This is a genomic window from Lysobacter sp. TAB13 (assembly GCF_052113885.1).
GTDB lineage: Bacteria > Pseudomonadota > Gammaproteobacteria > Xanthomonadales > Xanthomonadaceae > Lysobacter > Lysobacter gummosus.
This window is the reverse complement of sequence record NZ_JBFRDR010000001.1, coordinates 274,842-292,212: the sequence shown is the minus strand read 5'-3', so window position 1 is coordinate 292,212 and position 17,371 is coordinate 274,842. Positions and strand designations below refer to the sequence as shown.

The 17,371-nt window shown below is 66.8% G+C and carries 2 protein-coding genes; both read left to right on the top strand.

From position 1 onward, the window contains the following. Positions 1-99: 99 nt before the first annotated feature. Positions 100-13,257: an SDR family NAD(P)-dependent oxidoreductase gene (locus AB4Y92_RS01020; protein WP_441817952.1), complete on the top strand. Its 13,158-nt coding sequence runs from the start codon at positions 100-102 to the stop codon at positions 13,255-13,257. Next, complete coding sequence (locus AB4Y92_RS01015; RefSeq protein ID WP_441817951.1) at positions 13,254-17,339, top strand: SDR family NAD(P)-dependent oxidoreductase; 4,086 nt, start codon at positions 13,254-13,256, stop codon at positions 17,337-17,339. The genes AB4Y92_RS01020 and AB4Y92_RS01015 overlap by 4 nt, the downstream gene beginning before the upstream one ends. Positions 17,340-17,371 lie beyond the last annotated feature (32 nt).

Sequence of the window (17,371 nt, the reverse complement as noted above, 5' to 3'; positions counted from 1 at the left end):
GGCGGCACGACAAGCGGAACGACAGGCGAAAAACGGGATACAGCGGTAACTAGGCAGCTGCAATGAAGCGGCGACCAAGGACTCGAGAGAACGGACGGCATGGTGGATTTCGTCGAATACGTGGTTTCGGAGCTGAAGAGCAAGCGCCTTGGCAAGGCCAATGCGTTGGCGTTGATACAGCAGTTCTTCGCGCGCCGGACGGCGCCTGCGCGGCTGCATCCGCTCGTGCATTCGAATGTCTCGAACCTGACCCAGCAGCGCTACCGCACCGGTCTGACCGGCGAGGAATTCTTCCTGCGCGACCATCGGGTCAGGGTGCTCTCGGGCGGCGCCGTCGCCGTGCTGCCCGGTGTCGCCTATCTCGAGATGGCGCGCGCGGCGATCGTCGATGCGGTGCCCGAACTGTCGGCCTCGTCCGTGATCGCATTCGAGAACGTGCTGTGGCTTTCGCCGTTCGCGGTCGAAAGCGCGCGCGAAATCCTGATCGATATCGATGCGGACGAAGACTTCCTCGAATTCCGCGCGTTCAGCGAAACCGCGCATGGACAGCGCACCGATCACGCTTCCGGTCGCGTCCGCTTCTACGATGCGACCGCGGCCGCGCCCCTGGATCTGGCCGAACTGCGCACCACGATGGGCCGCGAGCACTGGGATCGCGAAACGGTGTACCGGCAGTACGCGCAGGTCGGGATCGAGTACGGTCCCGCGCATCGCGGCATCACCGGTCTGGACAGCGGCGAGGACCGAGTCCTGGCCGATCTCGCGCTCCCCGACGCACTCGCGGGCGAGGACAACGCGGCCTATGTCCTGCATCCGGCGCTGATCGACAGCGCGCTGCAGGCGGCGATCGGGCTTGGCGCGCGCGAGGCGATGCCGTCCGATCCGATGCTGCCCTTCGCGCTCGAATCGCTGTGCATCCTCGGCGACTGCGGCGCGCGGTTGCATGCCTTCATCCGCCGGGCCGATGCGTCGTCGCAAGACCCGGCCCAGATCACCCTCGACCTGGACCTGTGCGACGCGGACGGCAATATCTGCGTGCAGATGCGCGGCTTCTGCGCGCGCCGCTTCGATGCCGGAAGCGCCGCATCGCGGGAGGCGGCCGATGTCGAAACGCTCGTCGCCGTGCCCGCATGGAGCCAGCCGCATCCGCGTGGGGCCGCAACATCCGCGGCGGATTTCGCGCATCATCGCGTGCTGCTCTGCGATCTCCATGCCGCCGATCCCGTCGCGCTGGCGTCGATCCGGCCGGGCAGCGTCGTCGAGCCGCTCATGGCATCGCAAGTCGGGCATCCGGCCTTGCGCTACGAGGCCATCGCGCTGCAGGTGTTCGAGCGCCTGCAGGACGCGTTGAAACAGCACTCCGGCGAGAAGACGCTGATCCAGTGCGTGATCGCGGACAACGCCGAAGGCCGCCTGCTGGCGGGCCTGGGCGGGATGCTCAGGACGGCGACGTTGGAAAATCCGTCGCTGACGACCCAACTCGTTATCGTCGAAGCCGAGGCCCCACACCAACGGCTCGCCGCCGATCTGGCCGAAGCCGCCGCGCAGCCGCAGCACTCGCAGCTCCTGTTTTGCGGACAGGGTTGGCGCTCGCTGGATTGGACGCTGCTGCCGCCTGCGTCCGAAGATCCGTTCGACCCGCTTTACAAGGAACACGGCGTCTACCTCGTCACCGGTGGCCTCGGTGGTCTCGGCGGTCTGTTCGCGCGGGAGATCCTCGCGCATGCGCAGGGCGCGCAGGTTGTGCTGACCGGCCGTTCCGCGCCGGACGACGACATCCTCGCGCGGCTGGATGGATACGGATTCGGCCAACGGCTGCACTATCGCCAGCTCGATCTCGACGATGCCGCGCAGTGCGGGCGCGTCGTCGACGAAATCGGCGCCAGCATCGGCGCGATCCGCGGCGTGCTGCATTGCGCCGGTGCGCACAACGACGATGTCATCCTGAAGAAGACCGTGAGCGATGTGGCAGCCGTGCTCGGCCCGAAGGTCCGCGGCACGTGGCATCTCGACGAGGCGACCGGCCACCTGGACCTGGATTTCTTCGTGCTGTTTTCGTCCGGCGTGTCGGTGTTCGGCAATGTCGGGCAGGCCGACTACGCGGCCGCGAACGGTTTCCTGGACGCGTTCGCCGCATTCCGCCAAGCGCGCGTGGCGCAGGGCCAGCGTTCGGGCAGGACGCTGGCGATCGACTGGCCGCTGTGGGACGAGGGCGGCATGCGCCCGGACGCCGAGAGCGTGCGTTGGCTGCAGGCCCGGACCGGGATGACGCCGATGCGCAGCGCATCGGGCATCGCCGTGTTCCGCCGTGCGCTTGCATCCGCGTACGCGCAGGTGCTGACCGTCGAAGGCGAGGGCCGCAGGTTGCGTCGCCTCTTCGACGCGCCGCTGCCCGTCGTCGTGCGCCGCGAGCCCAGGCCCGCCGCCGTGCATCAGACGATGCAGACTCAGGTCGCGCCGGTCGCCGCCGCGGCATCGCCGGCCGGCGATCTCACCGCCCAGGCCCGCGATTTCCTGCGCAGGCAGTTCGCGCCGATCCTGAAGATCGCCCCCGCGCAGATCGATATCGACGAGGCGCTCGAAAACTACGGCATCAGCTCGATCGTGGCGATGAGTCTGACCGCCCAGCTCGAGAAGCATCTTGGCCCCCTGCCGAAGACGCTGTTCTTCGAATACCAGACGATCGCCGCGCTCGGCGAACACCTCGTGCAGGCGCACGGGGCGCTTCTGCAATCGCTGCTGTCTCCGGGTGCGCAGACCGGCGTCGCACAGCCTTCGCCGAGCTCGCGTCCGGCCGCACCCATGCCCGGCATGCCGCGCCAGGACGCCCGGCCGGCGCTGCGCGGCAAGACAAGTGCGGCCTTGCTGCGTCGCGCCCAGCCCGGCCGGGCGACGACGTCAGAGCCGATCGCGGTGATCGGACTGAGCGGCCGCTATCCGGAAGCGGAGACGCTGCAGGACTACTGGCGCAATCTTCGCGATGGAAAGGATTGCGTCGTCGAGATCCCGGAATCGCGCTGGCGCTGGCAGGACTATTACACCAGCGACCGCGAACAGTCCGGCCATTACAGCAAGTGGGGCGGATTCGTATGCGGCGCGGACGAATTCGATCCGCAGTTCTTCAATATCTCGCCGCGCGAAGCGCCCTATATCGACCCGCAGGAGCGGATGTTCCTGCAGCACGCATGGATGGCGATCGAAGACGCGGGCTATTCGCGCAAGAGCCTGCGCGTGCCGCATGCGGATGCTTTGCCGGGCCAGGTCGGCGTTTACGCCGGCGTGATGTACGGCGAGTACAACCGCTCGGGGAGCCTGGCCAGCATCGCCAACCGGGTGTCGTACGTGCTCAACCTGCATGGGCCGAGCATGACGCTCGACACCATGTGTTCCTCGTCACTGACCGCGATCCACATGGCCTGCCAGGACCTGCGCCAGGGCCGCACTGACATGGCGCTGGCGGGCGGCGTCAACCTCAGCATCCATCCCGACAAATACAGCATGTTGAGCGCCGGACAATTCATTTCCGGCAGCGGCCATTGCCAGAGTTTCGGCGAAGGCGGCGACGGTTATATCCCGGGCGAAGGCGTGGGCGTGGTGGTGCTGAAGAGGCTGTCGGATGCCGAACGCGACGGCGACGCGATCCATGCGGTGATCCGCGGCAGTGCGCTGAACCACGGCGGCAAGACCAACGGTTACACGGTACCCAATCCGCAGGCGCAGGCGGCGGTGATCGCCGATGCGCTGAAGGATGCAGGCGTCGACGCGCGCCACGTCAGTTACATCGAAGCGCACGGCACCGGCACCAAGCTGGGCGATCCGATCGAGATCGCGGCGCTGGGCAAGGCATTCCGCGAATACACGCAGGACACCGGGTTCTGCCTGATCGGTTCGGCGAAATCGAACATCGGCCACTGCGAGTCCGCGGCGGGCATCGCGGGCTTGACGAAGGTGATCCTGCAGATGCGACACCGGCAGATCGTGCCGTCGCTGCATTCGCAGCGCTTGAACCCGAACATCGATTTCGAGACCACGCCGTTCGAGGTGAACCAGCGCCTGCGCGATTGGGATGCGCCGGTCATCGACGGCAGGCCGCTGCCGCGGATCGCGGGACTGTCGTCGTTCGGCGCCGGCGGCTCGAACGCCCATTTCGTGATCGAGGAGTATGCGGGCGGCGAGTCGATCGCTCATGCGGGCGCGGGCATCGGGCCGGGCGTGCAGGCGATCGTACCGCTGTCGGCGCGCACGCCCGAGCAACTGCTGCACAAGGCGCGCGACCTGCTGGCCTTCCTGCAGGACGCATCGGACGCCGGTCGCCAGATCGATCATGCCGCGCTCGCCTACACCCTGCAGGTCGGTCGCGAAGCGATGGAGGAGCGTCTGGCGTTCGTCGTCGATTCCGCCGCGAGGCTGCAGGCCGTCCTGCGGGGATTCCTCGAGCGTTCCGCCGTCGACGGCGATGCGGACAGCGGCTATCGCGGGCAGGTCAAGGCGCACAAGGAGATGCTGGGCCTGTTCGCCGCCGATCCCGATTACGAGGAAGCGCTGGACAAGTGGATCGCGCAGCGCAAGCTGGCGAAGCTGGCGGAACTGTGGAGCAAAGGCTTCGACCTGGACTGGCGCAAGTTTCACGGCAAGCACCTGCCGAAGCGGCTGCACCTGCCGACCTATCCGTTCGCCAAAGACAGGTACTGGATCGATCCGATCAAGGGCCTGTTTCCCCAGGTCGTCCACCCGGATGTTTCCGGATCGCATGCCGGCGGCGGCGTGGTCGCGAATGCGCCGCATGCGCTGCTGCACGAAAACACCTCCGACCTCGATCAGCTGCGCTTTTCGTCGCTGTTCGGCGGCCATGAATCGTTCGTCGTCGGCGCTGCCGATGGCGCCGGCCCCCGCCTGTCTTCGTCGGTATTGCTGGAAATGGCGCGCGCGGCCGTCGCCTGCGCCAGGCGCACGGCGCCGAGCGGCACCGCGGTCGAACTGCGCGAGTTGCAGTTCGCCGCACCGTTCGTGGTCGACGGCAAGACCGCGCTGCATGTCGCGCTGTCTGCTTCCGCGCTGCACGGCGATGTCGATTTCGACATCTACAGCGGCGAGGCCGACGACGCCTGCGTGCATGCGCAGGGCACCGGCCGGATCGTCTCCGCACAGGCCGCCGGACCGCTCGACACCGATGCGGCCATGCTGCGCCTGCGCGAAGTGCCGTCGTCGGCCGATCACGCGCCTGACGCCTGGCGTGTGTGGCGCGGGGCAGGGGAACTGCTGATCGCTGTCGATGATCAGCATCTTTCGCCATCCGCGGGGACGATGATCTCTCCGACGCTTGCCAACGCAGTGTTCGATCGCCTCAGCGCCGTATTGGCGCTCGGCAGTCCGGAACCGGCGGATATCGCATCGCTCGACGCGCTGTCGCCCTGCGGATCGAAGATGTGGATCTGGGTGCGCTGGAGCGGCGGCGACATGCCGACTGCCGGCACTAGCGCTCTCGACATGGACTGGTGCGATGGCGACGGCCATCCCTGTCTGCGCTGGCGCGGATGGGTGCCCGCCGGGGCGATGAGCGCCGACGCTGCGTCGATGGCTTCGGGAAGCGGAATCGCGCTTGCTGCCATCGTTGCGGCCCCTGTCCTGAGCAAACCCGACGCCATCGCATTGAACGAACCGGCAGCGGTGCCGGCCATCACCGCCGCTCACCTGCCCAAGCCGAACGCAGCGCGTCTGCCGATGCTCGATGCGGCGGCACACGTGTCTTACACGCCGATGCCCGATGCGTCCGCATCGAAGTGGCAACCGGTCGCGGCGGCGCCATCCGCTGCGGCCGTGGAGCGCACGGACGAAGCGCCGCAGCCTCACCGCGATGTCCGCGGCTTCCTGAAGCGTTCGCTGGCGCAGGCGCTGTACCTGGACGAGGCGAACATCGACGACGACCGCCCGTTCGTCGATCTCGGCCTGGATTCGATCGTCGGCGTGGAATGGGTTAAGAACATCAACAAGGGCCTGGGCCTGGAGATCGGTGCCACGCGCGTCTACGACTACGCGAATCTGGCGGCGCTGGGGGCTTACGTCGAAAGCCAGTTGCCCGCGCCTTCGGCGATGCCTGCAAAGCAAGCGCATATGCAGGCCATCGCACGCATCGCGAGCGTGGCCAAAAATCTGCCGGCCGTCGATGCGGTCGCGCACCCCGCACCTGCGTCTTCTTCGGCCCCGGCCGCGCGGGCTGAACGCCCCGGTATCGACGCGCTGCAGTCGGGATTGCGCAAAAGCCTGGCGCAGGCGCTGTATCTCGACGAAGCCGCGATCGACAGTGACAGGTCGTTCGTCGATCTGGGCCTGGATTCGATCGTCGGCGTCGAATGGGTCAAGGCGATCAACAAGGGCTACGGCCTGGAGATCTCCGCGACCCGCGTCTACGACTATTCGAACCTTCACGCGCTCGCGCGGTTCCTCCACGCCGAGCTTGAGAAAATTCCGCTGGATCAAATCCCGCAGACGGCCGCTGCCGCCGAGCCGGTGTCTGTGCTCCCGCCGGAAGCTTCGGTGTTCGCCCCGGCGCCCACCGCGCCGCTGTCCTTCGTGCGGACGATCGCTGGCGAACGCCCCGTCCTGCAGCGGCGTGCGCGCGCCACCCAGCCGATGGCGGAAGAGCGGCGCTTCGCGGACAGGTCTGGAAACGCAGAGAAGATCGCCATCGTCGGCATGTCGGGGCGTTATCCCGGCGCCGAGAATCTCGACCAGCTCTGGCGCAACCTCGCCGACGGCCGCAACGCGATCCGCGAAATTCCGCCGGAGCGCTGGGACGTCGATGCGTACTACGACCCGACCCCGGGCAAACCCGGCAAGGTTTATTGCAAATGGCTCGGCATGCTCGATGGCGCCGAGCACTTCGATCCGATGTTCTTCCAGATCTCGCCGTCCGAGGCAGAAGTGATGGATCCGCAGCATCGGCTGTTCATGCAGGAAAGCTATCGCGCTTTCCAGGATGCCGGCTATTCCAGCGCGGCGCTCAGCGAGCGCAAGTGCGGCGTCTACATGGGCATCATGAGCAGCGAGTATTCGTTCCTGCTCGCCAAAGGCAATCGGCAGACCGTCGAAACGACCGGCAACAGTTTCGCCATCGGCGCGGCCCGCATCGCCTACCACCTCAATCTGAAGGGGCCGGCGATCCCCATCGATACCGCGTGTTCCTCCTCGCTCGTGGCGATCCATCTCGCCTGTCAGGCGCTGATCAACCACGAAATCGACATGGGCCTGGCCGGCGGCGTCAGCCTGTACCTGGTTCCCGAATCCTATCTGGGCATGTGTCGCGCGGGCATGCTGGCGCACGACGGCCAGTGCAAGACCTTCGACAACAGCGCGGACGGTTTCGTCCCGGGCGAAGGCGTGGGCACCGTCGTGCTCAAGCGCCTCAGCGACGCCGAGCGCGATGGCGACAACATCCTCGGCGTGATCATCGGCTCGGGCATCAACCAGGACGGCAAGACCAACGGCATTACCGCGCCCAGCGTCAACAGTCAGATCGACCTGCTGCGCGATACCTATCGCAGATACGGTATCGATGCGTCTTCGATCGACTACGTGGAAACCCACGGCACCGGCACGAAACTCGGTGATCCGATCGAGTTGGAAGCGCTCTCGACGGTGTTCAAGGAACACGGCGTCGGCAGGAACGCCTGCGCGCTGGGCGCGGTCAAGACCAACCTGGGGCATACCTCCGGTGCGGCCGGCGTCGCCGGCGTGCACAAGGTGCTGCTGAGCCTGCGCAACAAGGCCTTGGCCCCGAACGTGAATCTCAGGCACGAGAACGCGCTGTTCGATTTCGCCGCCTCGCCGTTCTACGTCAGCCGGACGCGTCACGACTGGCGTTCGGCGGCGGGCCGCAAGCGGCGCGCGGCGGTCAGCGCGTTCGGCTTCAGCGGCACCAACGCCCATGTGGTCATCGAAGAGTACCAGCCGCTCATCCATGCGCAGCCGGCGCAGCCGCAGCCCTGCATCGTGCCGCTGTCCGCGCGCACCGGCGAGCAACTGGCCGCGATGGCGCAGGATCTGCTCGCATTCCTGGATCGCAATACGCTCGATAGCGATGCGTTCGAGCGCGGCGGCGCGGACATCGCGCTGCGCGACCTCGCGTACACGCTGCAGACCGGGCGCGACCCGATGCGCGAGCGTTGCGCATGGGTCGTCGATTCCGTATCGGCATTGCAAGCGCGGCTGCGCGCGTTCGTGTCCGCGCCCGGCAGCGACGCCGCTTGTCATCGGGGCACGCTGTCGCGCACGCAGGATGCGGTGATACCGACGGAAGAGGCCGAAGCGCTGTTGCGCGAGGGCAGCGACCAGTCCGCCGCGCTCGCGGCGCTGTGGGCGCAGGGCGCCAGGGTCGAATGGCCGTCGCTGTATGCGGACGGCCTGCCGCGGCGCCTGCATCGTCTTCCGGGTTATCCCTTCGCCAAGGAGCGGTATTGGCCGGAGCCGGTCGCGACCGGCGGCGTTGCGACCGCGGCAACGGCACCGGCCGAGCCGGCGCGCGTGGCGGAAGTTTCCGAAGCGAAGTCGCCGCTGTGCTATGCGCCGGTCTGGCGGGCGGCGGCGCTGCCCGCACAGCGGATGGCATTCGGTCCGGACGACGTGCTGTTGATCGTCGATACCGACGATCGTCTGTTCGAACAGATCCAGGCGCGTCTGCACACCGGATCGCCGCTGAAGGCCATCGTCCTGGTCCGCCTGGACGATGCATATCGCCAGGAAGCCGCCGATCGCTTCAGCGTCGATGCCGCCAATCCGCAGCATTTCGAATCGCTGCTGGAGACGTTGAGAAACCAGGGCCGCACGCCGACCCGCGTGATCCATAACGCGAACGCCGCGCGCCTGTTGCCGGACGATGGCGCACCGCCGGTTCAAGCTATCGAGGCCGCGCTGCGGGCCGGCATCGACGCGCTGTTCGGCCTATGCAAGGCGCTGGTCGGCGCTGGCGCGAAGCAGGCGCCGTGCGCGTTCGTGTCGTTCTTCCACGCCACGGTCGGTGCGAATATCGCGCTCTGCGAGGCGCTGGGCGCGTTCTACCGCTCGCTGGCGCTGGAAAACAACCGTTACCACGGCCGCGTGCTGGCGTTCGAGAACGACGCTGTCGATCCGGCGACCAACCTCATCGACACCGTCACCGGCATCATCGACGAACTGCAGGCCGCGCAGCAGCGCGAGACCGAGATCCGCTACCGGACGGACGGCTCGGCCACGGCGCAGCGGTTCGTGCGCGTGCTGGCGCAGCAGTCGCCCGAACGCAGGCTCATCGACGGGATGCCGTTGAAACACGGGGGCGTATATCTCATCACCGGCGGACTCGGCGGACTGGGCTACCTGTTCGCGTGTCATCTCGCCGAGCGCTATCGCGCCCGGCTGGTGCTGAGCGGGCGTTCCGCGCTCGACGCGGACGGCGAGCGCAAGCTCGAACAACTCCATGCGCTCGGCGCCGAAGCGGTTTATCTGCAGGCCGATATCGCCGATGCGGACAGGGCGCGCGAACTGATCGCAGGCGCCAGGGCGCGCTTCGGCGCGCTGAACGGTGTGCTCCACAGCGCCGGCGTCAATGACGATGCCCTGTTGATCCGCAAGGACCGCGAGCAGTTCCGGCGGGTGCTGGCGCCGAAAGTGCAGGGCACCGTGCACCTGGACCGGTTCACCGCCGACGAACCGCTCGACTTGTTCATAGCGTTTTCTTCCGGCGCCGGCAGCTTCGGCAACGTCGGCCAGACCGACTATGCCTACGCCAATGCGTTCATGGACGCGTTCGCCGAACATCGCGAGCGCGCCCGCGCCCGCGGCGAGCGTTTCGGCAAGACGCTGTCGATCGGCTGGCCGTACTGGCAGGACGGCGGCATGCAGGTGTCGGCCGCCGATCTGCAGCGCACCGAGGCGCGGACCGGCCTGTGCGCGCTGCCGACGCAGATCGGTATCGGCTATTGGGACATGCTGCTGCGTTCGGATCTGTCGCGGGCGCTCGCGCTCTACGGCCGTCCCTCGAAGATCGCCTCGCATTGCGATCCGTCCATCGCGACCTCGGTGGCCGCGCCCGCCGGGCAGACGCCGCTCGACCGCGCCGCGCTGCTGAGGCTGGCCCAGGATTATCTGTGCGCACTGGTCCATGCCGAAACCAGAATCCCGGTCGCCAGGATCGACATCGACGAGCGTTTCGAAGCGTTCGGCTTCGACTCGATCATGATCGGTCGCTTCAATGCGGCGCTGGAGCAAGCCTTCGGCGACCTGCCCAAGACCTTGATGTACGAGTACGAAACGGTCGCCGAACTCGCCGCTTATCTCACCGAGCACGCAACGGCGGCGTTGACCGCAAGACTGGCCGCAGACGGTGAGATGCAGGCGGCCAATGACGCGATCGATGCGCTGGCCGATGCGCCGGTGCGGAGCGTCGTCCCGCTGTCGGCGCCGATGCACGAAGCGACCGCGGCACCGTCGCATCCGCACGCCGAGCCCATCGCCATCATCGGCGTGCACGCGTCCTTCCCGCAGGCCGACGACATGGATGCGCTGTGGGAGCACTTGCGCGCCGGCACGGATCTCATCGAGCTGGTGCCCGCAAACCGCTGGGACTACGCCGCCTTCCACGACGCCGATCCGGCGCAGTCAGAACACGGCAAGATCTACTGCAAGCGCGGCGGTTTCGTCGAGGACTTCGACAAGTTCGACGCCGGCTTCTTCAACATCGCCGCTGCCGAAGCGGACATCATCGACCCGCAGGAGCGCCGTTTCCTGCAGTCCGCTTGGTCGGCGATCGAAGATGCCGGATATACGCGCGAACGCCTGAAGCAGCGCTACCCGAAAGGCAAGAGCGCCGATGTCGGCGTGTTCGTGGGCGTGACGACCAACTCCTACCAACTGCTGGCCCCCGAGGCCTGGCAACGCGGACGAATGATAACGCCCAGTGCGATGCCCTGGTCGATCGCCAACCGCGTGTCGTACACGCTGGACCTGCAGGGACCGAGCATTCCCGTCGACACCGCGTGTTCCTCGTCGCTGGTCGCGGTGCATCTGGCTTGCGAGAGCCTGCGTCGCAGCGAGTGCCAGCTCGCGCTCGCCGGCGGCGTCAATCTGTATCTGCACCCGGCCAAATACCAGTCGTTCTGCCATCGCCGGATGCTCGCGGTAGGCGACGCGTGCCGCAGCTACGGGGCCGGCGACGACGGTTTCATCCCGGGCGAGGGTATCGGTACGCTCGTGCTCAAGCCGCTGCGTCTGGCCGAACGCGACGGCGATCGGATCTACGGCGTGATCCGCGGCAGCGCCTACGACCACAGCGGCCGTTCCAGCGGCTACGCCGCGCCGAATCCGAACGCGCAGGCGCAGGTGATCGCGCAGGCGCTGGCCCAGGCCGACGTGCCGGCGCGCTCGATCGGCTTCATCGAAGGCCACGGCACCGGCACGCAGATGGGCGACAGCCTCGAAGTCGCCGCGATCACCCAGGCGTTCGCGCAGCAGACCGCCGACACCGGGTTCTGCGCGTTGGCTTCGCTGAAGGCCAACATCGGCCACGCCGAATCGGCGACCAGCATCGCCGGCATCGCCAAGATCCTGATGCAGTTCAAGCATCGGCAGATCGCGCCGAGCATCCATTCGCAGGTCGTGAACCCGGACATCGATTTCGCGCGCGCACCGTGTTTCCTGCAGACGGGCCTGAGCGCATGGGAATCGCCCGCGGGCGTGCCGCGGCGGGCGCTGATCAACGCCTTCGGCGCCGGTGGCGTCAACGCCTGCGCTGTGCTGGAAGAGTACCTGCCTTCACAAGCGGTCGCGTCCGCTGCCGCTGCCGGCGAACCGCCGGCGCAATCGCTGTTCGTGCTGTCGGCGATGAATGTCGAACGCCTGCGCGAATACGCTTATCGCCATGTCGATTTCCTGACGCTCAATCCCGATTGCGACCTCGCGGCGCTGTGCCGGACCGTACAGATCGGGCGCGAGGCCATGCCTGAGCGGCTGGCGCTGGTCGCAGGCAGCGCGCTGCAACTGCGGCAAGCGCTGCAGTGCTGGCTCGACGCCGATCCCGGCATCGCTTCCGGTGCGCTGCGCGTGTGGCACGGCCGGCTCGATTCGCAGATCGGCGCCGGCTACGCCTCGCGCGAACAGCGCGAAGCGATGCAGGCGCTGTGCGCTTCGCGCGACCTCGCCGGATTGGCGGCGTTGTGGACGCAGGGCGGCAAGGTCGAATGGACGCGCCTGCACGATGCGCTGCCGATGCGACCGCCGGTCGCGGGCGCACCGGTATATCCGTTCGCGCGCGACAGGCACTGGGCGGTCGACTTTCAGGCGATGCAAGCCGCAGCGCCGCCGGCCGCGACGCTGTCGCGTCTGCATCCGCTCATTTCGCACAATGCCTCGACCTTGGAGCGGGTGTGCTTCGATGCCGCGCTCGATGCGAACCAGTACTACGCCCGCGATCACAGGATCCAGGGCCAGGCGGTGTTCCCGGGTGCGGGTTTCATCGAAATGGCCTGCGTCGCGGCGACCGTCGCCGGACAGCGGCGCGTGCGCCGGCTCCGGGACATCTACTGGGTGCAGCCGCTGTCGCTGACCGATCCGCAGCTCGGTCTGAGCATGGGATTGCGGAATGCGAGCGGCGACAGCGTTGAATTCGCGGTGACCAGCGTAGACGCCGAGGGCGAGACCGTCATGCACTGCGAAGGCCGCGCATCGTTCGACGAGCGCCAGGTGTTCGAATCTCCGCCGCGTCCGTCGCTGCCGCAATGGCGGCAGCGCTGCGGGGAGCGCCACGATGGCGATCGTTACTACAAGCTGTTTCAGCGCATGGGCTTCGACTACGGCCCGACGTTCCGGGTCATCAAGGAAGTGGCGATCGGCGATGGCTGCGCCCTGGCCAGACTCGCGCTGGATCCTTCGCTCGCAGGAGATTTCGAGCAGTACCTGCTGCATCCGTGCCTGATCGACGGTGCGCTGCAGACCGTGGTGGCGCTGTTGGCCGCCGATGAAGGCGGCGTGCCGCATCTGCCGTTCGCGATCGACGAGATCGAGATCCTCGGCAGCCTCACCCCGCGCTGTCATGTGCTGGTGGAGCGGTCCGGCGATAGCTTCGGCGCCGACACCGGGATCGCGCAGTTCAACCTCCACATCCTCAGCGAAACCGGCGAAACGCTCGTGAAGATCAGCAATTTCTACTTGCGCGCCCTGGTGCCGCCGGCACCAGTGGCGAGCGATGCGACGAGCGGACGGGCGCAGCGCTCGCTGGCGGTGAATCCATGAAGACCTCGGCAGCGATGGACGCGAACCGCGACTACCCCATCGGCGAATTCCGTTCGGTCTTCGACGGCAGCGAAGCTTTTCTCGCCGACCACATCATCCAGGGGCAGAAGATCCTCCCGGGCATGGCCTATCTCGAGATCGCGCGCGCGGCGGTCGCCGCTTCGGCGCCGCCGGGCGACGACGCCATGCTCGTGCTGAGCGACAGCGTGTTCGTGAATGCGCTGACGGTGAAGGACAAGCGCACGGTCACGGTGCGCGTGTATCCGGGCGGCGCCGGCCAGTTCGGCGTCGAAGTCGCCACCGAGCAGGGCGTGCATTTCCAGACCCGGGTGTCGCTGCACAAGACGTCCGAGACCCTGGCGGCCAAGGGCTATGCGCCGATGCTGGATATCGCCGCGCTGCGCGCCGCGATCACGCGTCCCGGCCCGACGAAATCGGCGTTCTACCAGACCTTCCGGAATCGCGGTGTCGAGCTGGGCCCGTCCCATCGTGGCGTCGAGGAGATTTTCCTCGACGGCAAGGGCGAGGGGCTGGCCACGATCCGCCTGCCGGGTTCGTCCGCGCGCGGCATGGTGATGGACGCCGGCGCGCTCGACAGCATCATCCAGAGCGGTCTGGCGCTGGTCGATGATCCGGAAGCCGACGTCGTGCCGTTCGCGGTGGTCAATACATTGGTCGTCGGTGCGCTGACGGACACCATGATCGTCCATATCCGTCAGCGCCCCGACGGTATGCACTATGTCGCCGCCGATGAGCACGGCAACGTCCGGGTGATCATCGAAGGGTTCCAGACCCGCGAGATCGATCTGAACGCCAAGCAGGACCGATTGAGCTTCCATCGGCCGATCTGGAAAAACGTAACGCCGCCGCACGCGGATGATGTGTCGGTGCACGTGGTGGAAGCGAGCGGCGACTATGTCGCCACGGCCAAAGCGTTGCTGGCGGCGGCGCAGTCGCTCGCAACGGACAAGCACACCCGCTCAGCGCTTGAACTGCACGTGGTGGAGAACAACCACACCGCGCGCGGGCTCTGGGCGGCGTTGAAGACGGTGTCGATCGAACATTCGCAGATCGATGTCCGCCTCAAGTCCGGTGATGCGTATGTGGCGCTGTCGTATCAGGATGCGGACGCCGACATCGGTAGCGAGTTCGCCTGGCGCAACGGCACCACCGCGCTGATCAGCGGCGGACTGGGTGCGCTGGGCCTGCTGGTCGCGCGCGACATCGCCGAACGCACGACGGGCAGCATCCTGATCCTGCTGGGCCGGCGCACGCCGAACGAGGCGGAGACTGCGCGCATCGAAGCGCTGCGGGCATTGGGCGCGAACGTGATTCATCGCCGCTGCGACATTGCGCGGCTCGATGAGGTCGAAAAGATCGTCGCCGAGCATCCCGGAATCGATGTCGTGGTGCACGCCGCGGGGCTCATCGACGACGCCTTGGTGATCCACAAGACCGCCGACGCCATCGACGCAGTGCTCGCGCCGAAGGTGCAGGGTATCGAGAACCTGGATCGCGCCACGGCCGGCTGCCCGCTCGAATTGTTCATCGCCTTCTCGTCCGTCGCCGGCGCGCTCGGCAACGCCGGGCAGTTCGACTACGCGGCCGCGAACGGCTACATGGACGCGTACATCGAAGCGCGCTCGGCGCGCGTGCGCGCACAGCAGGCGCACGGCCTTTGTCTCGGCATCAACTGGCCGCTCTGGGAAGACGGGGCGATGCGGATCGACGAGGCCAGCCGCGAGACGCTCGCCCGGACGTATGCGATCAAACCGTTGCCGAGTGCGGAAGGCCTGAAGGCGCTGCGTCTGGCCATTGCCTCGCCGCACGCCAATCTGCTGCCGCTTTACGGTCAGAAGAATGCTCATGCGGCCCTGTTCGCGCCCCCGAAGGCCGTAGCGGTGGACGCGCGGCCGCAGCAATCGTCGGCCGAACTCGACAAGCTGCAGCGCGAGATCCTGCAGGAGATGCGCCTGCAAGCCGCGCAGCATCTGAAGATGAAGCCGAACCAGATCAACGAGACTGAAGACTGGACCAACTTCGGCTTCGATTCGATCCTCATCTCGAGCTTCGTCTCGCATCTGAACAACGCCTACGACCTGAATCTCATGCCGACGGCGATGTTCGAGGCTTCGAACTTGCTGCGCTTCAGCCAGTTCCTCGCGCAGAACCATGCGGCGGAAATGACCAGGAAGTTCGCCGTGAACGGGGCCAGAGCCGCCGCCCCCGCAGCGAAGACTCCCGCGAATGCCTCGTCACAGCCGGCAGCGCACGCGCCGGCGGTTGCGGGCGGCGCCACTGTGTCGCAGTTCGCACGGCGGTTTCGCGAAGCCTACCGGAACCGGTCCAGCTATCGCGATGAAGACATCGCCGTGGTCGGCATGAGTTGCCGTATCGCCGGTGCGAACAACCCTGCCGAATTCTGGCGGATGCTCGATGAGGGGCGCGACATGATCAGCGAGATCCCGTCGGACCGCTGGGACTGGCGCGATTACCCGGGTGTCAGCCGCTGGGGTTCCTTCATCCCCGGCATCAAGGAATTCGATCCGCTGTTCTTCGGCATTTCGCCGGCGGAAGCGATGTACATGAGCCCGGAACAGAGGCTGATGATGCAAGCGGTCTGGGAATGCATCGAGGATGCGGGCTACGGCGGCGACAGCCTCAAGGGTACCAACACCGGCATCTATGTCGGCGCCGGCCCGAGCAGCTACACCACGATGATGAGCCACCTTCCCATCGAAGCCTATTCGGTCACCGGCACCTTGTCTTCGGTGGGGCCGAACCGGATCAGTTACAACATGGACTGGCACGGCCCCAGCAATCCCATCGACACCGCCTGCAGCAGTTCGCTCGTGGCGGTGCATCGCGCCATCGAAGCCATTCGTGGAGGGCATTGCGAGGTGGCTATCGTCGGTGGCGTGAACGCGTTGCTCTCGCCGGACGTGTACATCAGTTTCACGAAGTCGGGCATGTTGTGCGAAGACGGTCGCTGCAAGACGTTCTCCGACAAGGCGAACGGGTATGTGCGCGGTGAAGGCGTCGGCATGCTGATGCTCAAGTCGCTCAGGGCCGCCCAGCGCGATGGCGACGACATTTACGCGGTAATCAAGGGTGCGGCCGAGAATCACGGCGGGCGAACGACGTCGCTTACCGCGCCGAATCCCAATGCGCAGGCCGCCGTGATCAAGCGCGCCATCGAGGATGCCGGGATCGACTTCCATCGTGTCGGCTACATCGAATGCCACGGCACCGGCACCGAGCTCGGCGATCCGGTCGAGATCAGCGGATTGAAGACCGTCGCCAAGGACCTCCTCGACGCCGATGCCGCCGCCGAGAAACAGATCGCGGCGCCCTGTTACCTCGGCAGCATCAAATCCAACATCGGCCACCTGGAGTACGGCGCGGGCGTGGTCGGCATGATCAAGGTCATCCTGCAGATCCGTCACAGGAAGATCGCCAAGAGCCTGCACTGCGACACGGTCAGTCCGTTGATCGACCTCAAACGCACGCCGTACAAGATCGCGCAGCAAGCGGTCGAGTGGGAGGTTCCGGCCGGGCAGACACGCATTGGCGGGGTCAGCAGCTTCGGGTTCGGCGGCGTGAACGCGCACGTGGTCATCGAGGAATACGTCGGCCTTACGTCCGGTCATGGCCCGGAGCACGACGACAACGAACAGCTGCTGGTGTTCTCGGCGCGCAACGCCGAGGCCCTGCACGCGACCTTGCAGGCCTATCCCGAATTCCTCGCCAGAACCGACCGCAGCGCGGACACGCTGCGGCGCATCGCCCACACCCTGCAGACCGGCAGGTCCGGCATGCAGGAGCGGGTGGCCTTCGTCGCTCGTTCGATCGACGAGTTCGACGAGCTGCTGAAGGGTTTCCTGGAGGAGAAGGACGATTTCTACCATCGCAAGGTCTACCGCGGATCCAGCAAGGCCGGCACGGGCGACAAGCTCGATATCGGCGATACCCAGGCAGGTCAGGAGTTCATGCGCCGGCTGGTCGAGACCGGCGAGATCGGGAAGATCGCCGAACTCTGGGTCACGGGCGCGAAGCTGGACTGGCGGATCCTGCGCCCGTAGCGGCGGCCGGCATCGGACGCGGCGGCAAACGA

Excerpts from the sequence above, each read along its gene's own strand:
- AB4Y92_RS01015 (WP_441817951.1), top strand. The coding sequence starts at position 13,254 with ATGAAGACCTCGGCAGCGATGGACGCGAACCGCGACTACCCCATCGGC.
- AB4Y92_RS01020 (WP_441817952.1), top strand. The coding sequence starts at position 100 with ATGGTGGATTTCGTCGAATACGTGGTTTCGGAGCTGAAGAGCAAGCGC.